Source organism: Cupriavidus sp. IDO, assembly GCF_000812465.1.
Taxonomy (GTDB): domain Bacteria; phylum Pseudomonadota; class Gammaproteobacteria; order Burkholderiales; family Burkholderiaceae; genus Cupriavidus.
In genome coordinates, this window is sequence record NZ_JWMA01000122.1 from 1 (window position 1) to 20,497 (window position 20,497).

20 protein-coding genes are annotated in these 20,497 nt (G+C 67.0%); 2 read left to right on the forward strand and 18 right to left on the reverse strand.

Annotation, left to right across the window (positions count from 1 at the left end; translation table 11 throughout):
• Positions 1-352 (forward strand): hypothetical protein (locus RM96_RS40280; RefSeq protein WP_238587439.1); only part of this gene is annotated, 352 nt, incomplete at its 5' end.
• Here RM96_RS40280 and dmpG read toward each other — a convergent pair.
• The 15 genes from dmpG to poxR all read right to left on the reverse strand — a co-directional run bounded on the left by dmpG (position 334) and on the right by poxR (position 14,457).
• Complete coding sequence (gene dmpG, locus RM96_RS27620) at positions 334-1,386, reverse strand: 4-hydroxy-2-oxovalerate aldolase (RefSeq protein ID WP_039014926.1); 1,053 nt, start codon at positions 1,384-1,386, stop codon at positions 334-336. The two genes, RM96_RS40280 and dmpG, sit on opposite strands and share 19 nt — an antisense overlap.
• A 27-nt stretch (positions 1,387-1,413) precedes the next feature.
• Complete coding sequence (locus RM96_RS27625; RefSeq protein WP_039014927.1) at positions 1,414-2,361, reverse strand: acetaldehyde dehydrogenase (acetylating); 948 nt, start codon at positions 2,359-2,361, stop codon at positions 1,414-1,416.
• 35 nt (positions 2,362-2,396) lie between these two features.
• Positions 2,397-2,588 carry a 2-hydroxymuconate tautomerase gene (locus tag RM96_RS27630; protein ID WP_039014928.1) on the reverse strand — a complete coding sequence of 64 codons (192 nt, stop codon included), beginning with the start codon at positions 2,586-2,588 and terminating at the stop codon, positions 2,397-2,399.
• A gap of 22 nt (positions 2,589-2,610) precedes the next feature.
• On the reverse strand, positions 2,611-3,399 hold the full coding sequence (gene dmpH / locus RM96_RS27635) for a 2-oxo-3-hexenedioate decarboxylase (RefSeq protein WP_039014929.1): 789 nt from the start codon (positions 3,397-3,399) through the stop codon (positions 2,611-2,613).
• A 26-nt stretch (positions 3,400-3,425) separates the two neighbouring features.
• Positions 3,426-4,208, reverse strand: a complete 783-nt coding sequence (gene dmpE, locus RM96_RS27640; RefSeq protein WP_039014930.1) for a 2-oxopent-4-enoate hydratase — start codon at positions 4,206-4,208, stop codon at positions 3,426-3,428.
• 13 nt (positions 4,209-4,221) lie between these two features.
• Positions 4,222-5,676 (reverse strand): 2-hydroxymuconic semialdehyde dehydrogenase, encoded by a 1,455-nt coding sequence (locus RM96_RS27645; protein ID WP_039014931.1) that lies wholly within the window; start codon positions 5,674-5,676, stop codon positions 4,222-4,224.
• Between the two features lie 117 nt (positions 5,677-5,793).
• Complete coding sequence (locus RM96_RS27650; protein ID WP_039014932.1) at positions 5,794-6,729, reverse strand: catechol 2,3-dioxygenase; 936 nt, start codon at positions 6,727-6,729, stop codon at positions 5,794-5,796.
• Between the two features lie 42 nt (positions 6,730-6,771).
• On the reverse strand, positions 6,772-7,122 hold the full coding sequence (locus RM96_RS27655; RefSeq protein WP_039014933.1) for a 2Fe-2S iron-sulfur cluster binding domain-containing protein: 351 nt from the start codon (positions 7,120-7,122) through the stop codon (positions 6,772-6,774).
• A 10-nt stretch (positions 7,123-7,132) separates the two neighbouring features.
• A complete protein-coding gene (locus RM96_RS27660) occupies positions 7,133-8,203 on the reverse strand; it encodes an NADH:ubiquinone reductase (Na(+)-transporting) subunit F (RefSeq protein WP_082016736.1) in 1,071 nt (356 codons plus the stop codon).
• Positions 8,204-8,227: 24 nt separating this feature from the next.
• Positions 8,228-8,587 (reverse strand): phenol hydroxylase subunit P4, encoded by a 360-nt coding sequence (locus tag RM96_RS27665; protein ID WP_039014935.1) that lies wholly within the window; start codon positions 8,585-8,587, stop codon positions 8,228-8,230.
• A gap of 37 nt (positions 8,588-8,624) precedes the next feature.
• Positions 8,625-10,139 (reverse strand): aromatic/alkene/methane monooxygenase hydroxylase/oxygenase subunit alpha, encoded by a 1,515-nt coding sequence (locus RM96_RS27670; protein WP_039014936.1) that lies wholly within the window; start codon positions 10,137-10,139, stop codon positions 8,625-8,627.
• Positions 10,140-10,169: 30 nt separating this feature from the next.
• Positions 10,170-10,445 carry an MmoB/DmpM family protein gene (locus RM96_RS27675; RefSeq protein WP_039014937.1) on the reverse strand — a complete coding sequence of 92 codons (276 nt, stop codon included), beginning with the start codon at positions 10,443-10,445 and terminating at the stop codon, positions 10,170-10,172.
• Between the two features lie 10 nt (positions 10,446-10,455).
• Complete coding sequence (locus tag RM96_RS27680) at positions 10,456-11,451, reverse strand: aromatic/alkene monooxygenase hydroxylase subunit beta (protein WP_039014938.1); 996 nt, start codon at positions 11,449-11,451, stop codon at positions 10,456-10,458.
• A gap of 57 nt (positions 11,452-11,508) precedes the next feature.
• Entirely contained in the window at positions 11,509-11,727 is a 219-nt protein-coding gene (locus tag RM96_RS27685; protein WP_039014939.1) for a phenol hydroxylase subunit, read from the reverse strand.
• Positions 11,728-12,741: 1,014 nt separating this feature from the next.
• Positions 12,742-14,457 carry a phenol degradation transcriptional regulator PoxR gene (poxR, locus tag RM96_RS27690; RefSeq protein ID WP_039014940.1) on the reverse strand — a complete coding sequence of 572 codons (1,716 nt, stop codon included), beginning with the start codon at positions 14,455-14,457 and terminating at the stop codon, positions 12,742-12,744.
• Between the two features lie 208 nt (positions 14,458-14,665).
• Here poxR and RM96_RS27695 point away from each other — a divergent pair, with 208 nt between their 5' ends.
• Complete coding sequence (locus RM96_RS27695; protein ID WP_039014941.1) at positions 14,666-15,568, forward strand: patatin-like phospholipase family protein; 903 nt, start codon at positions 14,666-14,668, stop codon at positions 15,566-15,568.
• A 69-nt stretch (positions 15,569-15,637) separates the two neighbouring features.
• On the opposite strand, the gene RM96_RS27700 is transcribed toward RM96_RS27695, so the two are convergent.
• The 3 genes from RM96_RS27700 to RM96_RS27710 are packed head-to-tail and all read right to left on the reverse strand — an operon-like array spanning position 15,638 to position 20,483.
• Complete coding sequence (locus RM96_RS27700; protein ID WP_039014942.1) at positions 15,638-16,633, reverse strand: tripartite tricarboxylate transporter substrate binding protein; 996 nt, start codon at positions 16,631-16,633, stop codon at positions 15,638-15,640.
• 56 nt (positions 16,634-16,689) lie between these two features.
• Complete coding sequence (locus RM96_RS27705; protein WP_039014943.1) at positions 16,690-18,483, reverse strand: acyclic terpene utilization AtuA family protein; 1,794 nt, start codon at positions 18,481-18,483, stop codon at positions 16,690-16,692.
• Positions 18,480-20,483, reverse strand: coding sequence for an acetyl/propionyl/methylcrotonyl-CoA carboxylase subunit alpha (locus RM96_RS27710; protein WP_039014944.1), 2,004 nt, complete (start codon positions 20,481-20,483; stop codon positions 18,480-18,482). Before RM96_RS27710 ends, RM96_RS27705 begins: the two co-directional genes overlap by 4 nt.
• Positions 20,484-20,497 lie beyond the last annotated feature (14 nt).

Below are 20,497 nucleotides of genomic sequence, written 5' to 3' on the forward strand. Positions count from 1 at the left end.
GCGATCTGCGCGGCAGGCAGTCCAGCTATGCCCTGAAGCAAATACCCGTACAAAAACGCCGGCACGCTACGATAAGACTCCCGCCCGGCGGGCAAGAAAGCGCTTTTTGCCTCCTTTTTGGCGCCGTCAAAAAGGAGGTCGCCGGCTACGCCGGCGAAACAGCAGCGCATCCAAGAGCCAAATCCCGCGATCCAGCGAAGAACCAATTAATTTCCCGAACCCCCAGCTGCAGGCTATCTCCCGTGCATCGCACAAAGATGCCGCTGCGCTCTATGCACGTCTCGGCCACGTCCCGCCGAACGGCGATTACCTGATGCCGGAACCGCTGGTGCATCAGGCGGCGCGGCGCTGACCGGCGTCCGCACCATTCGCTTCACGCCGCGCCAGCAGGTCCAGCGCCACGTCGACGATCATGTCCTCCTGACCGCCCACCATGCCGCGCCGGCCCAGCTCCAGCAGGATTTCCACGGTGGCGAGCCCGTATCGCGCGGCGGCCGCCTCCGCATGGCGCAGGAAGCTGGAATACACGCCGGCGTAGCCCAGCGCCAGCGTTTCGCGGTCGACACGCACCGGGCGGTCCTGCATCGGCCGCACGATATCGTCGGCCGCGTCCATCAGGACGCGCAGGTCGCAGCCGTGATGCCAGCCAAGGCGGCTGGCGGCTGCGATGAAGACTTCCAGCGGTGCATTGCCCGCGCCGGCGCCCATGCCGGCCAGGCTCGCGTCGATGCAGTCGCAGCCCTCTTCCACCGCGACGATGGAATTGGCCACGCCAAGGCTGAGGTTGTGGTGCGCATGCATGCCGGTGCCGGTCGCCGGATCGAGCAAGTCCTTGAAGGCGCGGAAGCGGTCGCGCACGTCCTGCATGGTCAGCGCGCCGCCGGAATCGACCACGTACACGGTCTGTGCGCCGTAGCTTTCCATCAGCTTCGCCTGCTGCGCCAGCGCCGCCGGGCTGGTCATGTGGCTCATCATCAGGAAGCCGACGGTGTCCATGCCGAGCTTGCGGGCGTACTCGATATGCTGGCGCGAAACATCGGCCTCGGTGCAATGCGTGGCCACGCGCACCACGCGCGCACCGGCATCATAGGCGGCGCGCAGGTCGTGGACCGTGCCGACGCCTGGCAGCAGCAGCGTTGCGACTTTCGCGTGGCTGACCGTTTCCGCCACCGCGGCAATCCATTCCAGGTCGGTGTGGGCGCCAAAACCGTAGTTGAAGCTGGAGCCGGACAGCCCGTCGCCATGCGCCACTTCGATTGAATCCACCTTCGCCGCATCCAGCGCGGCGGCGATGCGCCGCACGTCGTCCAGGCTGTACTGGTGGCGGATGGCGTGGCTGCCGTCGCGCAGCGTCACGTCCGAGATATAGAGCTTCTTCTGTTCCACGTCTTGTCTCCGTCGGTGTCTTGGGGGTCAGGCGGCGAGGCGCCGCTCGGGCAGGCCTTCGGCCAGCCGCTCGGCGCACGCGAGCGCGGCGCTGGTCATGATGTCGAGATTGCCCGCATAGGCCGGCAGGTAGTGCGCGGCGCCTTCCACCTCCAGGAAGACGGTGGTCTTCAGGCCGCTGGCCGGGCCGATGCCCGGCACGTTCAGCGGCGCCGATGCGGGAATGCGCTCAAACTGCACGCGCTGCTTGAGCCGGTAGCCCGGCACATAGGCCTGCACGGCCTGCACCATCTCGGCAATGCTGGCTTCAATGGCAGCCTCATCGGCGGGATCGGACAGCGTGAACACCGTATCGCGCATGATCAGCGGCGGCTCGGCCGGGTTCAGCACGATGATCGCCTTGCCGCGCGTGGCCCCGCCAACTGAGCAGATGGCCTGGCTGGTGGTCTCGGTGAACTCATCGATATTGGCGCGCGTGCCCGGCCCGGCCGACTTGCTCGAGATCGACGCCACGATTTCCGCGTAATGCACCTTCGCCACGCGCGATACGGCAGCGACCATCGGAATCGTGGCCTGCCCGCCGCACGTGACCATGTTCAGGTTCGCCGCGTCCAGATGCTTCGCCAGGTTGACCACCGGCACCACGAACGGCCCGATCGCCGCCGGCGTCAAGTCGATCACGCGCACCCCGTGCCGCTGCAGCACCTCGTTATGGTGGCCGTGGCTGCCGGCAGAGGTCGCATCGAAGGCGATGCGGATATCGCCGAAGCCCTCCATCGCCACCAGCCCCTCGATGCCCTGCGCCGTGACCGGCACGCCCAGCCGCTGCGCGCGCGCCAGCCCGTCGGAGGCCGCGTCGATGCCCACCATCGCGCCCATCTCCAGGTTCCTGCCATGCCGCAGGATCTTGATCATCAGGTCGGTGCCGATATTGCCGGAACCGATGATGGCTACCTTGTGCTTGCCTGCACTCATCTCGCCTCTCCTCAACCTTGTTGTCGCCCGGACCGTCAGCGGCCCAGTTCCTGCGCCGTCTTGCCGCCGATACCGAAATGCGCCTTGGGCATTTCGGTCAGCATCACCCGCACCGTCTCGCGCGGCGCGCCGATCGAATCCACCGCTGCGTCCGTCAGCGCGGCGATCAGCCGGGCCTTCTGTTCGTCGGTGCGTCCTTCCATCAGGAATACCTGCATGATTGGCATTGCTGTTCTCCCGTATGCCGCGTCAGACGAAGCGCATCGATACCGTGCCCAGGTGCTGGTAGCGCACGGTGATGCTGTCGCCCGCCTCCACCGCAATGGCCTCCGTCACCCCGCCGGTCATGATGAAAGTGCCGGCCGGCAGCTCGCGGCCGCGCGCGCCGAGCATGTTGGCGAGCATCGCCACGCTGTTGGCCGGATGGCCCAGCACGGCGGCGCCGGCTGCGGTGGCGACCACTTCGCCGTTTTTCTCCAGCACCACGCCAAGGTTCTTGAGGTCGAGCCCCTCGGCAGCCCGTGACTGCCCACCGACTACAAAGCGCGCCGAGGACGTGTTATCGGCAATTACGCTCTTGAGGTCGAAGCGAAAGTTCTCGTAGCGCGAGTCGATCACTTCCACGGCGGGCACCACGAAGTCAGTGGCGGCCAGCACGTCGCCGATATGGCAGCCGGGGCCGCGCAGCGGGTGCCTGAGCACGAAGGCGATTTCGGCCTCGACCTTGGGATGGATCAGCGCGGCGGTGTCGATGGCGCCGCCGTCCATGCATGAGCCGTAATCGGTCAGGAAGCCGTAGACCGGCTCGGCCACGCCCATCTGGCGCATCTTGGCGAACGAGGTCAGGCCCATCTTCAGGCCGGCGATGCGCGTTCCGCGCGCCTCCTTGCGCGCGCGGATGGCGTCCTGGATGGCGTAGGCGTCGTCCCAGTCCAGCTCGGGATGGGTGTCGGTGATCTTGCGCACGGCTTCTCGCCGCAGTTCGGCGTTTTCGAGATGCTCGGCCAGTTGCGCGATGGTTTCGGGGGAAAGGTTCATGTCGTTCTCGCTCAGGTATCGGAAACTCAGACGAAACGCACGCCGGCCGAGCCGATGCCGCCCAGGCTGATGCGCAGGTGGTCGCCGGCCCGCACCGGCATCATCGCGGCCAGCGAGCCGGACAGGATCACTTCGCCCTTCTTCAGCCCGATGCCGAGGCGGCCCAGCGTATTGGCCAGCCACGCCACGGCGTTGGCGGGATGCCCCAGTGCGGCGGCTCCGGCGCCGGTGGCGACCACTTCGCCATTCTTTTCCAGCGTCATGCCGACGGTCCCGAGATCGATATCGCGCGGGTCCACCGCCGCATCGCCCAGCACGAACACGCCGGAAGAGGCGTTGTCGGCAACGGTGTCCTGGATGCGGATCTTCCAGTCGCGGATGCGCGAATCGACGATCTCGAAGCACGGCAGCACGCAGGCCGTCGCGCGCAGTACGTCGGCATTCGTGACGCCGGGGCCCTGCAGATCTTCCTTGAGCACGAAGGCGATTTCCCCTTCGGCCTTTGGCGCGATCAGCGTATCGACGGCAATCGCCGCGCCATCCGGATAGACCATGCCGGACAGCAGGTGGCCGAAATCCGGCTGGCGCACGTCGAGCATGTCCATCACCACCTTGCTGGTGACGCCGATCTTCTTGCCCACCACGCGCTCGCCGGCAGCGATCCGGTGCTGCACCATGGCCAGCTGGATGCGGTAGGCGTCTTCGATGGTCAGCGCCGGCCATTGCGTCGTGAGCGGATCGAGCGGCTGACGGGCCGCCAGCGCGCGGTGCAGGCTCGCGCCGATTTCCTGGATTTGTTCTGCATGCATCATGGTTGCCCCTTCACAGCTTGACGCAGACATTGCGCAGCTCGGTGTAGAACTCCAGCGAGTGGACGCCACCCTCGCGCCCGATGCCGGACTGCTTCGCTCCGCCGAAGGCAGTGCGCAGGTCACGCAGGAACCACGCGTTGATCCAGCAGATGCCTACGTCCAGCGCGCGGCCCATGCGGTGGGCGGTGCCGAGGTCCGAGGTCCAGACCGTGGCGGCCAGGCCGTACGGCGTGTCGTTGGCGAGCGCAATCACCTCTTCCTCGGTATCGAACGGTGCGATATGGCAGCACGGGCCGAAGATTTCCTCGCGGATCACGGCGGCGCTCTCGGGCAGACCGGTCCAGATGGTGGGCTGCACCCAGGCGCCTTCGGCCAGTGCGCCCGGCATCTGCGGCACGCCGCCGCCGGTCACCACGGTCGCCCCCTCCTCTGCCGCCTTGCGGTAGTACGACAGTACCTTCTCGCGGTGTTCCAGCGAGACCAGCGGGCCCATGCTGACGCCCTCGTCGCCGGGACGCCCGAGCCGGAAGCCTTCCGCCTTCGCCTTGAGCGCGGCCACGAAGCGCTCGAAGATCGGCCGCTGCACGTAGACGCGCTCCGTGCCCAGGCAGACCTGCCCGCTGTTCTCGAATGCCGAGCGCGCAATGCCGGCCACGGCCTTGTCGAAATGCGCATCGGCGAACACGATGCCCGCGTTCTTGCCGCCGAGTTCGAATGACACCGGCCGCACGCCGTTGGCAGCCGCCTTCATGATGGCCTCGCCGGTACGGGTTTCACCGGTAAAGGTGATGCCGTCCACGTCCGGGTGCTGCGTGAGGAAGGCACCCGCCGAGTCCGGGCCGAAGCCGTGCACGACGTTGTAGACGCCTGGCGGGATGCCGGCCTCGTTCATCACCTCGCCCAGCAGCGTGGCGGTGGCCGGTGTTTCTTCCGAAGGCTTGACCACCACCGTATTGCCGCAGGCCAGCGCCGGGCCGACCTTCCACGTCATCAGCAGCAGCGGCAGGTTCCACGGGCACACCACGCCGATCACACCACGTGGCCCGCGCACGGCGTAGTTCACCGCCTGGCCGCCGTCGGGCGTGTCCATGGTGAAGCTCTCGGCCGGCACGTTCTTGATGAGATCGGCGAAGACCTTGAAGTTGGCGGCGCCGCGCGGGATATCGACGTGGCTGGCAAGGGATTGCGGCTTGCCGGTATCGGCAATCTCGGCCTGCAGGAATTCGTCGAAGCGGCGGTTGATGCCGTCGGCCACCGCGTGCAGCAGCTCGACACGGCGCGCCGTGGTCATGCGGCCCCATTCGCCTTGCAGGGCGCGTCGGGCGGCGGCGACGGCAGCATCGACCTCGGCCTGCCCGGCCTCATGCACGTGCCCGATCAGGCTGTTGTCGACGGGATTGCGGTCCTCGAAGGTCCGGCCGGTGCCGACCCACTCGCCGTTGATGAAGTTCTTGAAGTCTTTCATGTTGGTTCTCTTGTGTCTGAGCATCTCCAAACCGCCGGTTCTCTCCCCTCTCCCGCTTGCGGGAGAGGGGCCGGGGGAGAGGGGAGAAAACACTGCGCGTAAGCAAGGGCGTCGACCTCAGGTCAACACATTCAAAAAGGCCTCGTTCAGCTTCCGGTCGTGATAGAAAATCGCGCGCCCAAGCTCGTTGTCCGTCCAGGTGATGGTGGGCTTGTCCGGATAGTGGATATAGCCACCGGAGAACACCTCGTTGCGGTTGCCCGACGGATCGAAGAAGTAGATCGTGGCGCCGCGCGTGATGCCGTGGCGGGTCGGGCCGATATCGAGCGACACATCCTTCTTGGAGATGATGTCGGCCGCCTTCAGCACCTCACTCCAGTTGTCCAGCAGGAACGAGGCATGGTGGAAGCGGTTCTTTTCCGGATGCCGGATGAAGGCGATGTCGTGTGCCTTGTTCGAGCAGGTCAGGAAGGCACCGATCAGCATTTCGCCGTTCGGCCCGGCCACGACCTGTTCGGCCAGCGAGAAGCCCAGCACGTCGCGGAAGAGCTTGACGGTACCGTCGACGTCATCGCCATACAGCAGGCAGTGGTCGAAGCGGCTGGGCGCCATGCCGCGCAGGTCGTCCGGCCAGGGATCGGGATTGATGTCGCCGGTATTGCAGCCGAGCTTGTCCTTGTCGGCGAACAGTTCGATAGGATGGCCAGTCGGGATGGTGAAGCGGAAACGCACGCCGGTATGCGGATGCTCGCCGGCGGCAATCCACTGGCAGTCGGTGGCCAGGCCGGACTGCCCGACTTCCTGCGCCAGCCGCTCCAGCGTGCGGCCGCTGTCCACGCGAAAGCCCATATAGTCCATGCCGGGGCTGTCGGCCTCGCGCAGGACCACGCTGTGGTGGTCGTGCTCGTCCCAGGCCTTCAGGAACACGCGGCCCTGCTCGTCACGCGCGGTCTCGATCAGGCCGAGTACCTCGGTGTAGTGTCTGAGCGCCGGTTCCAGCTCCAGCACGCGCAGGGCTACGTGCCCCGGCCGCAATACGCCTGTCAATGCCATGATGGTCTCCTGGTGTGGTGGTGGGTGCGCCACGTTCCTTGCTTATGCTTCGTTTGCTTCGTTTGCTTCCTGGTTGCCCTGCTCGCGCAGCCGCTGCTTTTCCAGGCAGCGCTGCAGCAGCGCGACGGGGCGCAGCCGGATATCGCTGTCCGGATAGGTCTTGCAGGCCAGCACCAGCCCGTCGCGCTCCTCCGCTTCGGACAGGCAGGTCCGGCTCATCTTCCCCGCGTGATAACGTCCGGCCTCGATGCGGACCTTGCACACGCCGCAGCCGCCGCCGCGGCAGCCGGCCGGGATGCCGCGCTGGCCCAGCACTTCCATGGCACGCAGCAGGTTCTGTTCCGGCGCGCATCGGTAACGCTGACCGCTGCCGGCAATTTCCACGTTGTGCATGGCGGCCTCCTCAGATCTTGAACAGCGGGCTGCGCGCACTGTTCTGCGCGTCGCCGGCCGACAGGAACTTCTCGGTATGGATGTCCGCCTCGAACAGCCGGCCCTGCATCAGCGTGCGGATGCAAGCCTCGATCATCGGCGGCGGGCCGCACAGGTAGGCCTTGTGGCCGCGGAAGTCGGCCGGGCCGCCATCGGTGGCAAACAGGCCGTGCAGCACGTCATGCACGAAGCCGCGCGCGCCGTCCCAGCTGCTGCCGGCGGGTTCGTCCGACAAGGCCGGCACGTAGCGGAAGCCGGTGTGCCGGCCTTCCAGCGCGCGGAACTCTTCGTCGTAGTACAGCTCTTCGCGGTTGCGGGCGCCCTGGATCAGGGTGATGGGCGGCGCATCGCCGGCAGCCAGCAGGTCCAGGATCATCGAGCGCGGGCTCGACAAGCCGGAGCCGCCCGCCAGGAACAGCATCGGCGCCTGCGCGGACTTGCGCACGAAGAAGCGGCCATAAGGCGCGGAGAACGACAGTTCATCGCCCACGGCCAGCTGCTCGTGCAGGTAGCCGGTGGCCTGCCCGCCCGGCACCCGCCGCACGTGCAGCTCGACCAAGTCATCACCCGGCGCGTTGGCCAGCGAGAACGCGCGCGGCTGGTCGCAGCCCGGCACGTGCAGGTTGACGTACTGCCCGGCCTGGAACGCGGTGCGCTTGCCGCCCTTCACGCGCAACCAGATGCCGAGGATGGTGGGCGTGAGCGGCCGGGTCTCGACCACCTCCGCACGGTAGTCCGCCAGCGGCAGGCCCAGCGCGTCGGCGTCTTCCTCGATGTCGGCTTCGATCACGAGATCGGATTGCGCCGTGGCGCAGCACGCCAGGCACTGGCCGTTGTCGCGCTCGAAATCCATCAGCGCGAAGTACGAGGCCTCGCCGTGCTCGAACTCGCCGTCGGTCACTTGCACCTTGCAGGTCGCGCACAGGCCGTGGCAACACGCGTGCGGCAGCCACACGCCGCTGCGCAGGCAGGCATCCAGCACGGTCTGCCCGGGCGCGATGGGAATGGTCTGGCCGATCGGTTCAATGGTCAGCGAATACATGATGCTCTCCTCGCAGGCAGTGCCTCAGCTGGCGCTGCCGCCGATACCGTCCAGCCCGGGCGTGCGGAAGCGGATCACTTCCTTGTGGCCCAGCCCGTTCTCTTCCAGCGTGCGCTCCGGGTCCGGCTGCCACGGCTGGCCGCCACGCAGCCATTCGGCGCGGGACCAGTCAATGCGGCCGAAGTCGGGGTGATAGCCGTAGACGCCGGGCAGCACCTTTTCGATCAGGTCGCCAAAGCGCATGGCGGGCGGGAACGGAAAGCAGTGCGGCGCGCAGAACAGCAGGTGCTGGTCCCAGCCCACATAGAGCAGGCGATTGCCGTGGAATGCGGCTTCGCGGTCGGCCGGCGTGAACTCATAGGCGCCGATGGATACGACGGACATGATTGGTCTCCTTGCTTGTCGTGGTCTTGCGTCCGGATCAGGCCGCCGCGCCGGGCTCGCCCTTCCAGGCGCGCCAGTTCTTCTGGTCCTGCGATCCCTCGAAATCCAGGTTGTCGGCGCCCTGCTTGATCCGGTACCAGTCGAGCACGTCGCCCAGCGATGCGCCGCCACAGTTGCCCTGGTAGATCTGGTGCACCGGCAGCCAGGCCTGCGCGTACTTCTGCGGCTCATCGTCGAAGATGTCCTTGCAGCCATCGGAGCAGAAGTGGAACTTCATGCCGTGGTAGCTGCTCTCGCGGTAGCAGGTCTGCGTGGGATCGTCAGCTTCGGAGAAGACCATCGGGATCTGGCAGGTCTGGCACAGCATGGGCAGCGTGGCGTTGTAGAAGCGGTCGCCGGCCTGCTGGCGTTCATGCCAGTGGTCGAGCCGCGGCTTGTAGTAGCGCTCGAAGGTGTCGGGGTATTTCTGCGCCAGCCACGCCATCTCGTCCGCCTTCGGGATCCAGGTGTGGAAGCCGGCGGCAGCGGCGTAGTTGTAGAAGGTGCCCCAGGCCTCGTGCGTGATGCGGTCCTTGGTCTTGGTCGCGACCTCGTGGTACTTGGGCATGCGCAGCCCGTAGCGCTCCAGGTCCTTGAACAGCGCGCCGCCGGCCTGCTCGAAGTACATCTCCCACGCCTCCGCCCACGACATCACGCGCTTGGGCAGCATGTAGTCCATCATCATGCCGACCAGCGTGAGCAGGCGGAAGCCGCGCCAGAACCACTTGTCCAGCCACTTCTGCAGGATCGGGATATTGTCCGGGTCCTGCTGGCACAGGAACTTGACCACCTCCAGTCCCAGCGTCATGTGGCGCGACTCATCGGACTGCGCGGAGAAGCCGAAGGTGACCGTGGCCATGTCGCCGTTGTAGGCGGCGCCCGACATGAACGGCATGAACAGCAGGTTGGTCAGCACATACTCGAACGAGAACGAGATCGCAGTGATGAACTCGAACGGGCCCGCACTCATCGCATCCTCGAAGTAGGACTTCGGCACCGACAGGTACCAGACGCGGTCATGCATATGGCGCCATTCGCCAAAGCCGTGAAAGTACTTGTTGTAGACCGACAGCGTGTGCAGCTGGGTCTGCGCATGGCGCAGCTCGTCGATCGACTGCATCTGCGCCGCCACGCGCGCGCCGGCGCCGCGGAAATGCCGGCCCAGGTGGGCGTAGCCGCGGTGCGCGGCGTATTCGAGCGGCGTCACGCCGGTCAGGAACAGGCGCAGCGCGTTCAGGTAGCGCGGATCGGAAACGTTTAGGTGGCCGTTGTTCTGCACGAAGGAATCGATGATCGCGTACAGCTTGCGCTCCTTCTCCGACTGGTATTTCCAGTAGGCGTCCATGGTCATGCGGAACGGGTCTTCCCACTTGTCCCAGTCGTGGATCTTGATGCCCTCGTACTTGTCGTACGGGAAGACCTTGTCCATCGGCTCGTACGTGGTCTCCCAGCCGAGGTCGCGCGTCATCGAGGCGTACTTCTCGCGCAGGTTCAGTTTCTTGCGTGCGTCCATGATGTCTCCGGTGTTCTGTGTGCGGCGCGCTCAGGCGTTCCAGTGCAGCGTGAAGGCTTCGTCGGTCTCGTCGATGTTTCCCGACAGCGAGATCAGGTTCAGGTGCAGCTCCTGCGGGTCCCAGTCGCGGCCGAGCTTCTGCTCGACCAGCTCGCGCACGATGGTCAGGCGGCCCGGGGCATCGATCTTGACCATGGCGGGGAACTGCGAAACGACGGCGTGCGGGTTGGCTTCGGCGATGGCGTCGATGATCGGGCGCGTGTCGTCGTTGTTCTGCAGGGCGATATAGACGGCGTTGGCTTGCATGGCGGGCTCCTCAGGCAGTCAGGCCGAGTTTTTCGAGGCGGGCGTCGAGCTGCTGCAGGCACAGCGCCACGGCTTGTGCGCCCTGCTCGCCCATCAGCACGGCGGCGATCGGTGGCAGCGCTTCGGCCAGTTCCACGAGGGCTGCGCGCGCCCAGCCCGAGATCAGCACCCGGTTGGCGCCGGACTCCGCCGCGGCGGTCTGGATCACGCTGTCGACCCAGCGCACGTGCTCGTCGCGCCAGTCGTTCATGAATTCGGTCAGCACCGCCAGGCCGGTGCCGCAGGCGCGCGCAATGGCGGCGTCGGCGTGCTGGTAGACGAGCGGATACAGCAGGCCGTCGAGCACGAGGTTCTGCGTGACGAAGGTTTCGAACCAGTCCTCGATCACGAAGCTGTGCTCGACAAAGCGGCGCAGCGGTTGCCAGGCATCGCTCTCCAGCCACGCAACGCGTGCACGCTCCAGCATCACGCCGGTATTGCCGTCCATCACCATGCCGATGCGCGACAGGTACTGCGCAATGCCGAGCCGGTCCATCGCGCAGTAGGTGCAGGCCTGCGTGATCGCCGTGCCCCAGCCGTAGTCCGCGCAATAGAAGTTGTTCATGTTGGCGCCCCACTCCACATGGCGCAGCGGCAGCAGCCCTTCGGCCAGGCGCTCCTGCCACTCCAGCGGAAGCGCCTGCAGCAGGCCGCGCTTCTCGACGAAGGCAAAGCTTTTCTCCACGGCTTCCTGCTGGCGGCCGCGCGTGGTGACATAAGCGCCGTAGTAGTACTGGCGCGGATCCTTCAGCGCGTACCAGTCCGCCATCACGATGGCGGTGCGGCGCTTGTCGTAGAGCTCGTATTGCGGGTCCCAGGTCGGCCGGTAGTGGAAGTTGACCTCCGACTGCACGTCGTAGGTCGCCTCCTGGTAGCGCGTGGCCGGCTTGTCGCCGAAGCGGCGCGCTACGTGACCGTAGGTCTGGCGCAGCGGCTGGATCTGCTGGGTCTTGATGTCGACTTGCATCGCTCTGTCTCCTGGTGGCGTGTTCGCCTGTCTCTTCTTTCGGGGAATCTCTGGCGCTCAGAGCGCTTCGTGCTGCGAGCTGGTGTGCGGCGCAAGGAAGCGCACCCGGTTGACGGTGCAGAACGCGTCGAACATCGGCTCGGGCATGATCAGGTCCACGTTGAGCTCGGGATCGTCGACGCTGAACGCAAACATCACGAAGCCTTCCGGCGTACGGCCCTCGACGCGAACGTAGCGGGGGCTGGCTTCGAACATCGGGACGGACTGGGTGAGCATGGCGGTCTCCTTCGTTGGCGAAGGACATATTGCGAAGACCGTGCCAGCGGCTGCCAGGTACCGTGCTGTCTGCGTTTGCGGAGGAAATCGGGATGAACTAAGGGGGCGCCTTTGGGCGTTTACCCGCGGGACTGCGGGCAAACCCCATTGTTCAGTTGATGAATCGCTGGAGGTGGCTTGACCAAATGATCAAAACCCGCGCCGGGTGGGCGTTTGTGGGGAGCGATGCGGGTCGGGTGGGGGACTGGCGCATTGCAGCAATATGCGTTTGGCAGAACTGGCAAACCCTCGGGTGACAGGTGCTTGTGCTGGTATGCGCTGCAGCATGCGGGGGAATGCACTTTGGTGCTGGTGTGCAGGGGGTATGGATCAAATGATCAAATTGGCTCTGGCAGGTCGCTGGTCTGGGTTCTTGGAGGCGTGGCCGTTTCGCCGGCGTAGCCGGCGACCTACTTTCTGTCCGAGCGACAGAAAGTAGGCAAAGAGCGCGTTACTGTCCTCGGCGGACGGCCAGTCTTATCGTAGCGTGCGCGGGTTTTTGTACGGGTATTCGCTTCAGGGCATAGCTACGATGCCTGCCGCGTGGTAACGAGGCGGCGCGAGGCATTGACAGGCCGTCCTCCCGACCTCGTGAGAGCGGAGTGGCACGGTCATCGAAGGGCGTGCCTACGGCAAGAGGTTCTGGACCACAACCGTGGTGCGCGATGTCGCTGGGCATACTGACTGGCCTCAAGCTGCGTGCCACTCCGCTCTCACGAGGTCGGGAGGACAGCCCTGTTCCCGGCGTTGCCCCTGGCGATCTGCGCGGCAGGCAGTCCAGCTATGCCCTGAAGCGAATACCCGTACAAAAACCGTCGAACACTACGATAAGACTCCCGCCCGGCGGGCAAGAAGGCGCTTTTTGCTTCCTTTTTGGCGCAGTCAAAAAGGGAGTCGCCGGCTACGCCGGCGAAACAGCAGAGCATCCAAGAACCCAGTCCCGCAAACCATCAGAGGACCAGAGCCCAAGCACGGTCACGACACCTCCCCAGCCCGCACATGCCGATTCTTCCACCGATACGCCAGCTGCGGCCGCGTAATCCCCAGCAACCGCGCAGCCTGGCTCATATTCCCGTTGGCCCGCTGCATCGCAGCTTCCATCAGCACGTTTTCGACATCGCCCAGCGCCAGCTGCTGCTCAGCCATATGGTCAAGCAAACCATGCACAGCCGCCTCACGCAGCGTCGGCACGCGCCCGCCCGGCTCCAGGCGCGGCGCGGTATCCATCGGCAGCGCCGTACTCCGCGGCAAGCACAGGTGTTCCGCCGAAATCTGCCCGCCATTGGCGGCAAGAATCACACCGCGCTCGATCACGTTCTCCAGCTCGCGCACATTGCCCGGCCACTGGTAGTGGCGCAGGTCGGCCAGCGCGCGGTCGGTGATGCCGAGCACTTTCTTGCCATGCCGCGCGCCGTAGCGCGCCAGGAACCGCTCCGCCAGCGGCCGGATATCGTCGGGCCGCTCGCGCAGAGGCGGAATGGTGACCGGATAAACGTTGAGCCGGTAGTACAGGTCCTTGCGGAACGTACCCCGCTGCACAGCCTCGGCCAGGTCGACGTTGGTGGCGGCGACCAGCCGCACGTCCACCTTGCGTGCCTCGGTTGCGCCTACGCGTTCGACCTCGCCTTCCTGCAGCACGCGCAGCAGCTTCGATTGCGCCGATGCCGACAGCTCGCCCAGTTCGTCGAGGAACAGCGTGCCGCCGTTGGCGCGCTCGAAGCGCCCGGCGCGGGCCTGGTGCGCACCGGTAAAGGCGCCCTTCTCCACGCCAAACAGCTCGGATTCGATCAGTTCATCGGGAATCGCCGCGCAGTTGACGGCGACGAAGGGCTTGTCCGCACGCGTGCTGATGCCGTGCAGGGCCTGCGCAAAGCGCTCCTTGCCGACGCCGGTCTCGCCCAGCAGCAACACGGTGACGTTGCTCGATGCCGCGCGCTCAAGCAAGCCCCACGCCGCGCGAAATCCTGCCGAAGCGCCGACCAGGTCGGCCGGCTGGGGTTCGCTGCGCTGCAGGGCGCGCAGGTGTTCGACCTCGCTTTGCAACTCCAGGATGGTCTCGATCACCGGATCCGGCTGGTACAGCGCCAGCTCGGCGGCGCCGTCTTCCCATTCTTCCATCGGCTTGCCGATAATGCGGCAATGGCTGTGGCCGCAGGCGATGCATTCGACCTCGCGGTACAGGATGGTGCGGCCCATCAGCGCCGAGGTATACCCGGTCGCGTAGCCGATCTGCATCCAGCAGGCCGGCTCGTCAACCTGCCCGAATATCTGCCGGTGGACGTCGCCCTCGAACGAGTCTTCCCACAGGAATTCGCCGTCGTAGATCCCGGCGGCAATATCGATATTGACCCGTACCGGGGTCACGCGCACCACGCCTTCGATGGTGTGCAGGCACGGCCCCACCTCCAGCAGGCCGAAATCGCTGTGGCCGGGCCGCAGCCGCTTGGCCAGTTCGGCATCACGCATGCCGGAATGAAAGCCCATGCGCGTGAACAGGCCGCGCGCCCGCTCCATGCCCAGGGTATCGACCAGCTCCTTGCGCAAGGCGCCCAGGGCGGCGGTGTGCAGCAGGATCATGCGCTGCTCGTCCAGCCAGATGGAGCCCTCCTCCATGGCAAACCGAAGGCGGCGCGCAAGATTGGCAAGGCCATCGCGCATGGTGGCCGAAAACTTGTCGGTGGAACTGCCCATTGTCTCCTCGTCTCCTGCGTCGCGAACGGATCGCGCGCGTGCTTTTCCTGCACCTGATGCACATTATGTGCCAAAGGAAACCAGGCCGGCCGCCCTTCCGGAACCCTGACCTCACGCCGACCTGCCAACCGGCGCGAATGTCGCCTATCCTTTGCTCAGGACGCGACTACCGTAAGGCAAGCGGCGTTGCCGCACCGCACCACAAACTATGGAAAAGACAGCATTCGTATTTGCCGGCGGCGGCAGCCTGGGCGCAATCCAGGTGGGCATGCTGCGTGAACTGGTGAGCTGGGGTATCACCCCGGACCTCGTGATAGGCGCCTCGGCCGGGGCCATCAATGGCGCGTACTTCGCCTGCAACCCGGGCGTGGAAGGCGCTACCCGGCTCGAGGGGCTGTGGCGCGGCATCCGGCGCGCGGAGATCATGCCGTGGTCGTGGCGCAGCGTGCTCGGCATGCTGGGCGGCAGCCGCGGCCATCTGGTCGAGGCGTTCGGGCTGCGCGGGTTGCTGAACCGCAATTTCGGCGAGGCCCGGCTGGAAGCGGCGGCGGTGCCGCTCCATGTGGTGGCCACCGATATGCAGACCGGCGATGAAGTCCTGCTCTCGAGGGGCAGCATTGTTGACGCCGTGCTGGCCAGCGCGGCGATTCCGGGGGTCTTTCCGCCCGTACTGTTCGAAGGCCGCACGCTGATCGACGGCGGGGTGGCCAACAACACGCCGGTCTCCACCGCCATCCAGCTGGGCGCCACCCGCGTGATCGTGCTGCCCGCGGGGTTCACATGCTCGGAGCGCCGCCCGCCGCGCGGCGCGCTCGAGCATGCGTTCAACGCCCTGTCGCTGCTGGTGGCCCGCCAGCTCGTGCATGACCTGCAGCATTTCGCGGACCAGGCGCATATCTCGGTGGTGCCGCCGCTATGCCCGCTTGATATCTCGCCCTACGACTACACCAAGTGCGGCGAGCTGATCGACCGCGCGGCCGGCACGACCGCCCAATGGCTGCAGGGCAACGGCCTGTCCAGCCGCCACGTGCCGAGCGCACTGCATCCGCACACGCACGACGATTCGGCGCCCAGCTGCAGCACGGACATTCCGGCGGCGGCGCCGCACTGAGCCGGGCAGGTTTTCAGCCGTCGCCCGAATCGGTGCGACGGCTGCCGCGGCCAGCCGCGCCGCCCTCCTTTACTCCAGCGTCACCCCACCCTTCTTCACCACCGCCCCCCAGCGCACCGCTTCATCCCTGATGAATGCCTGGAACTGTCCGGGCTTGCCGCCGACCGGATCGATACCGTAGTCGATCAGCCTGGCCCGGACCTCAGGCTGGCGCAGCACCGCATCCATCTCGGTGGAAAGCTTCGCCAGCACCGCGGGCGGCGTCTTCGCCGGGGCGATCAGCCCGATCCAGCTACTGGCCGTCACCGCCGGATAACCGGCCTCGGCCATGGTCGGCACTTCCGGCGCGGCCGGCCAGCGCGTCGGGCTGGAAATCGCCAGGGCGCGCACCTTGCCCGCCTTCACCTGCGGCATCATGGTCTGCACCGAGTCGAAGATGATGGCGACCTGCCCCGAGAACAGGTCTGGCAGCGCCGGCGAGATACCCTTGTACGGCACATGCGTCATCTTCATGCCGACCGATTGCGCGAACAACTCGCCCGCCAGGTGCGCGCCCGAGCCGTTGCCGCTGGAGGCGAAGGTCATCTTCGCGGGATTGGCCTTGCCCCAGCTGACCAGCGCCTTCACATTGGTTGGCGGCAGCTGCGCGCTGGAAACCAGCAGCAGCGGGATCCGCCCGATCATGCTGACGCCGGTCAGGTCCCTGAGCGGGTCGTAGCTCATCTTCGGATACAGGCTCGGATTGATGGCGTGCGCGGCCACCACTACCAGCAGCGAGTAGCCATCGGGCGCGGACTTGGCCACGTTGTCCGAGCCGATCATGCCGTTGGCGCCGGGGCGGTTCTCCACCACCACCGGCTGGCCGATGCGCTCGGCGAGCTTCTGCATCACCAGCCGGGTCACGGCGTCGGACACGCCGCCGGGCGTATAGGGCACGACAACGCGGATCGGGTGATTGGGATAGGCATCGCCCTGCGCCATCGCAGGCAATGCGCCTGCCAGCCCTGCAAACAGGCTCAGGCTGAGCAGGTGTCGGATGCGCGCCGTGCGCGTGAGTCGGGTCATGTCTCCTCCTTGTCGAATGGGCGCCTGTGTCGGCGCACTGAGTCTCCAGTCCGGGTCTATGCCCAGCTCCGGGGTACGGAAAGCGGAAAGTCCAGCAGCATCTGGGCGTAGCTCTTGCCCAGCGGGTCCGAACGCAGGCTCGCCACGCCACCGCCGCCCAGCGCGCCATGCATCAGGAAGTTCAGCGCGCGCAGGCCGGGCACGTCGAAGCGCTCGACCTCGCCTTCCACCAGATGGGCGAAGTACGCGCGCACGGCTTCGGCCGTGAGTTGCTCGCGCAGCAGCGCCAGGTACTCCGGCTTGCGGGCGATCACGCCGATGTTCTCGTCGTCGCCCTTGTCGCCGCTGCGGGCATAGGCGAGCGTGACCAGCGGGCGCTCCACGCGCGGCTCATCCGGGATCGCAGGCAGGGCCACTGCATCGATGGCGACTGGCGGCTGCGTCTCGGCGCTGAGCGCGGCAACGGGCAGCACGATCTCGCCGCCCTCGAATTCCACGCGCATCGGCACATCCGCCTTCGGCACCAGGAAGGAGAACACCTTCACCACCGGCTGAATATTCACACGCCCCGAAAACGACGAGCGCGTGCCGGCCGCCATCGACGTTCCCGCCGACGAGCACTCGCGCTGCAGGAAGCTCAGGCCCCTGGCGACGGGATGGCGCGCACCGATGCGCAGCACCACTTCGCGTGTCGGCAATGCGCGCGCATGCGGGCCGTACTGCGATTCGCAGCCGAGCAGCTCGACCACGGTCTCGGTGTAGTCCGGCAGGTGGCGCTCGGCCAGCATGGCGCGTGTGCGGGCCAGCAGCGCGTCTGCGGTGCGCCGCGCCTTGGCGGGGGCGTCGATGCCGCGGATCGCCATCATCAGGCTGATCTGGTAGCCGTCCTGCCAGGTCGCATTGCCCTTGTAGTGCGTGCCGGGCGCCCGGCCTCGCGCGCCGTGCACGCGTACGCGGCCCGGTGCCAGCAGCTCGGTACGGACCATGCGGAAGTCGCTGGTTACGTCCGGCATCAGGTAATTGGCGGGATCGCCGACTTCGTACAGCACCTGTTCCGCGACAGCGGCGGGATCGATCAAGCCGCCGGCCCCCTCCGGCTTGCTCAGTACAAAGCTGCCATCGTGCGCGCAGTCGATGACCGGGTAGCCGATGCAGTCCCAGTCCGCCACGCGCTCCCAGTCGGTGAACAGGCCGCCGGTGGCCTGCGCGCCGCACTCGATCACATGGCCGGCCAGGGTGCCGGCCGCCAGCCGGTCCCAGTCGGTCCAGTCCCAGCCGAATTCATGGGCCAGCGCGCCCACCACCACGGCGCTGTCCACGCAGCGGCCGGCAATGACGATATCTGCGCCCAGTGCCAGTGCGCGCGCAATGCCTTGCGCACCGATGTAGGCGTTGGCCGACCAGGGTTCGGTGGTCGGCACCGGATCGCCGCCAAGATCGGTCAGCCCGTCCGCGCACCACTGCGCGAAATGCGGCCGCACGTCGTCGCCGCTGACCACGGCGATGCGTGGCGACAGCCCCTGTTGCGCGGCCACCTTCAGCAGCGCGTCGCGGCACGCCTGCGGGTTCAGGCCGCCGGCGTTGGCGACGACGCGAATGCCCCGCCGCAGGATCTCCGCCAGGTTCGGCCCCATCGCGGCAAGCACGAAATCCGTGGCGTAGCCTTGCGCCGGCTCCTTGGCGCGGGCGCGCGCCAGGATCGACATGGTGGTTTCGGCCAGGTAGTCGTAGACGAGGTATTGCAGGCCGGGCACCGCCAGCAGCTGCGGCGTAGCGATGGCGGAATCGCCCCAGAAACCAGACGCGCCGCCGATGCGCACGGTCTTTGCAGCTTTCACGGATTCGCTCATGCCTCTTCCTTCACGGCCGCATCGGCCTCCACGCGCGCCAGCAGCGAACCGGCGCTGGCCTGTCCGCCGGCGCGCGCCGGCAGCTGCGCCACCACGCCCGCAAACGGCGCGGCGATGGTGTGCTCCATCTTCATGGCCTCCAGCACGACCAGCGGCTGGCCGGCTTCCACGCGTTCGCCTTCGGTCACGTTGACAGCGACGATGCGGGCCGTCAGCGGCGCCTGCAGCACGCCGTCGGCATCGCCCGCATCGCGGCGGCGGCGCGGATCGTGCAGCGCGAACTGCCAGGCGCGGCCGGACTGGAACAGGTGCAGGGCGTGCTTGTCGGCGGCAAACACCAGCGGATGCGCCACGCCGTCGCATTCGACCAGCGCCGTGCCGTTGGCGGCATCGGCGCGCAGCACGCGCAGCGTGCAGGCCACGGGCTGGCTGTCTTCGCCACGCGGGCGCAGGCTGACGCGCCAGCCTTCGGCGGCCGGTTGCAAGGTGGTATCCCACGTCTGGCCGGCCGCGTTCAGCACGACGCTGGATGCGGCACGCGCCAGCGCTTCCGGATTGCCGTTGCTGCCGAGCAGGCCCGACGCGGCCAGTACCGCGCAGGCCGTCACATGCCGCGGCGGCACTGCGGCCTGCAACGCCGCCTGCATATGGATATCGACAAAACCTGTATGCACATCGTTGCCGGTAAATGCCGCGTGTGCGAGGCAGGCCGCCAGGAAGCCCTGGTTGGTCGGCACGCCCAGCAGCACACAGTCTTCGACGGCGCGCAGCAGCTTGCGGCGCGCCGCTTCGCGGTCGGCGCCATGCGCGACCAGCTTGGCGACCATCGAGTCATAGTGGGTAGGAATCGCGCCGCCCTCCTCCAGCGCGTGGTCCACGCGCACGTCGCGGCCGGCGGCAGGCGGACGCCAGCGCAGCAGCGGACCGCCCTGCGGCAGGAAGCCGGCGGGCACATCCTCGGCGGTCAGGCGCACTTCGATCGCGTGGCCATTCAGGTGGACCTCATCCTGCGTCACCGCGAGCGGCTCGCCCGCTGCCACGCGCAGTTGCCATTCGACGAGGTCGAAGCCGGTGATGGCCTCGGTCACCGCGTGTTCGACCTGCAGCCGGGTGTTCATCTCCATGAAGTAGAAGTTGCCGTCGCCGTCGAGCAGGAACTCCATGGTGCCGGCGCCGACGTAGCCGATGGATTTCGCGGCACGCACCGCAGCCTCGCCCATGCGTGCGCGCAGCGCGGGGCCGACGGCGGGCGACGGCGCTTCTTCGATGACCTTCTGGTGGCGGCGCTGCACCGAGCAGTCGCGCTCGCCGAGGTGGATCACGTTGCCGTGCGTATCGGCAAAGACCTGGATCTCGACGTGGCGCGGGGCGATCACGGCGCGCTCGAGGATCAGTTCGTCAGAGCCAAATGCGGCGGCCGCTTCCGACCGCGCGCCGGACAGCGCCGCAGGCAGCGCGGCGGCTTCGCGCACCAGGCGCATGCCCCGCCCGCCTCCGCCCGCCGCCGCCTTGACCATCAGCGGGAAGCCGATGGACTTCGACTCGGCCAGCAGCGTCGCGTCGTCCTGCGCGGCGCCCTGGTAGCCGGGCACGCAGGGCATGTCGGCAGCCAGCATCAGGCGCTTGGCTTCGGCCTTGTTGCCCATGGCGTGGATCGCTGCGGCGGCCGGGCCGACGAAGACCAGGCCCGCAGCTGCAATGGCTTCGGCAAAGGCAGCGTTTTCCGCCAGGAAGCCGTAGCCCGGATGGACCGCATCGGCGCCGCTGGCGCGCGCCGCCTCGATGATGGCGGGAACGTTCAGGTACGACTCGCGCGGCGCGGCGGCACCGATGCAAACCGCACGGTCGGCAAAGGCCACGTGCGGGCTGTGGCGATCGGCCTCGGAATAGACGGCCACGGTGGCCAGCCCGAGGCGGCGCGCGGTGCGCATGATGCGTACGGCGATTTCGCCGCGGTTGGCAACGAGCAACGTGTTGAAGGGTCGGCTGGTAGCGGACATAGGAAATCCTGTGA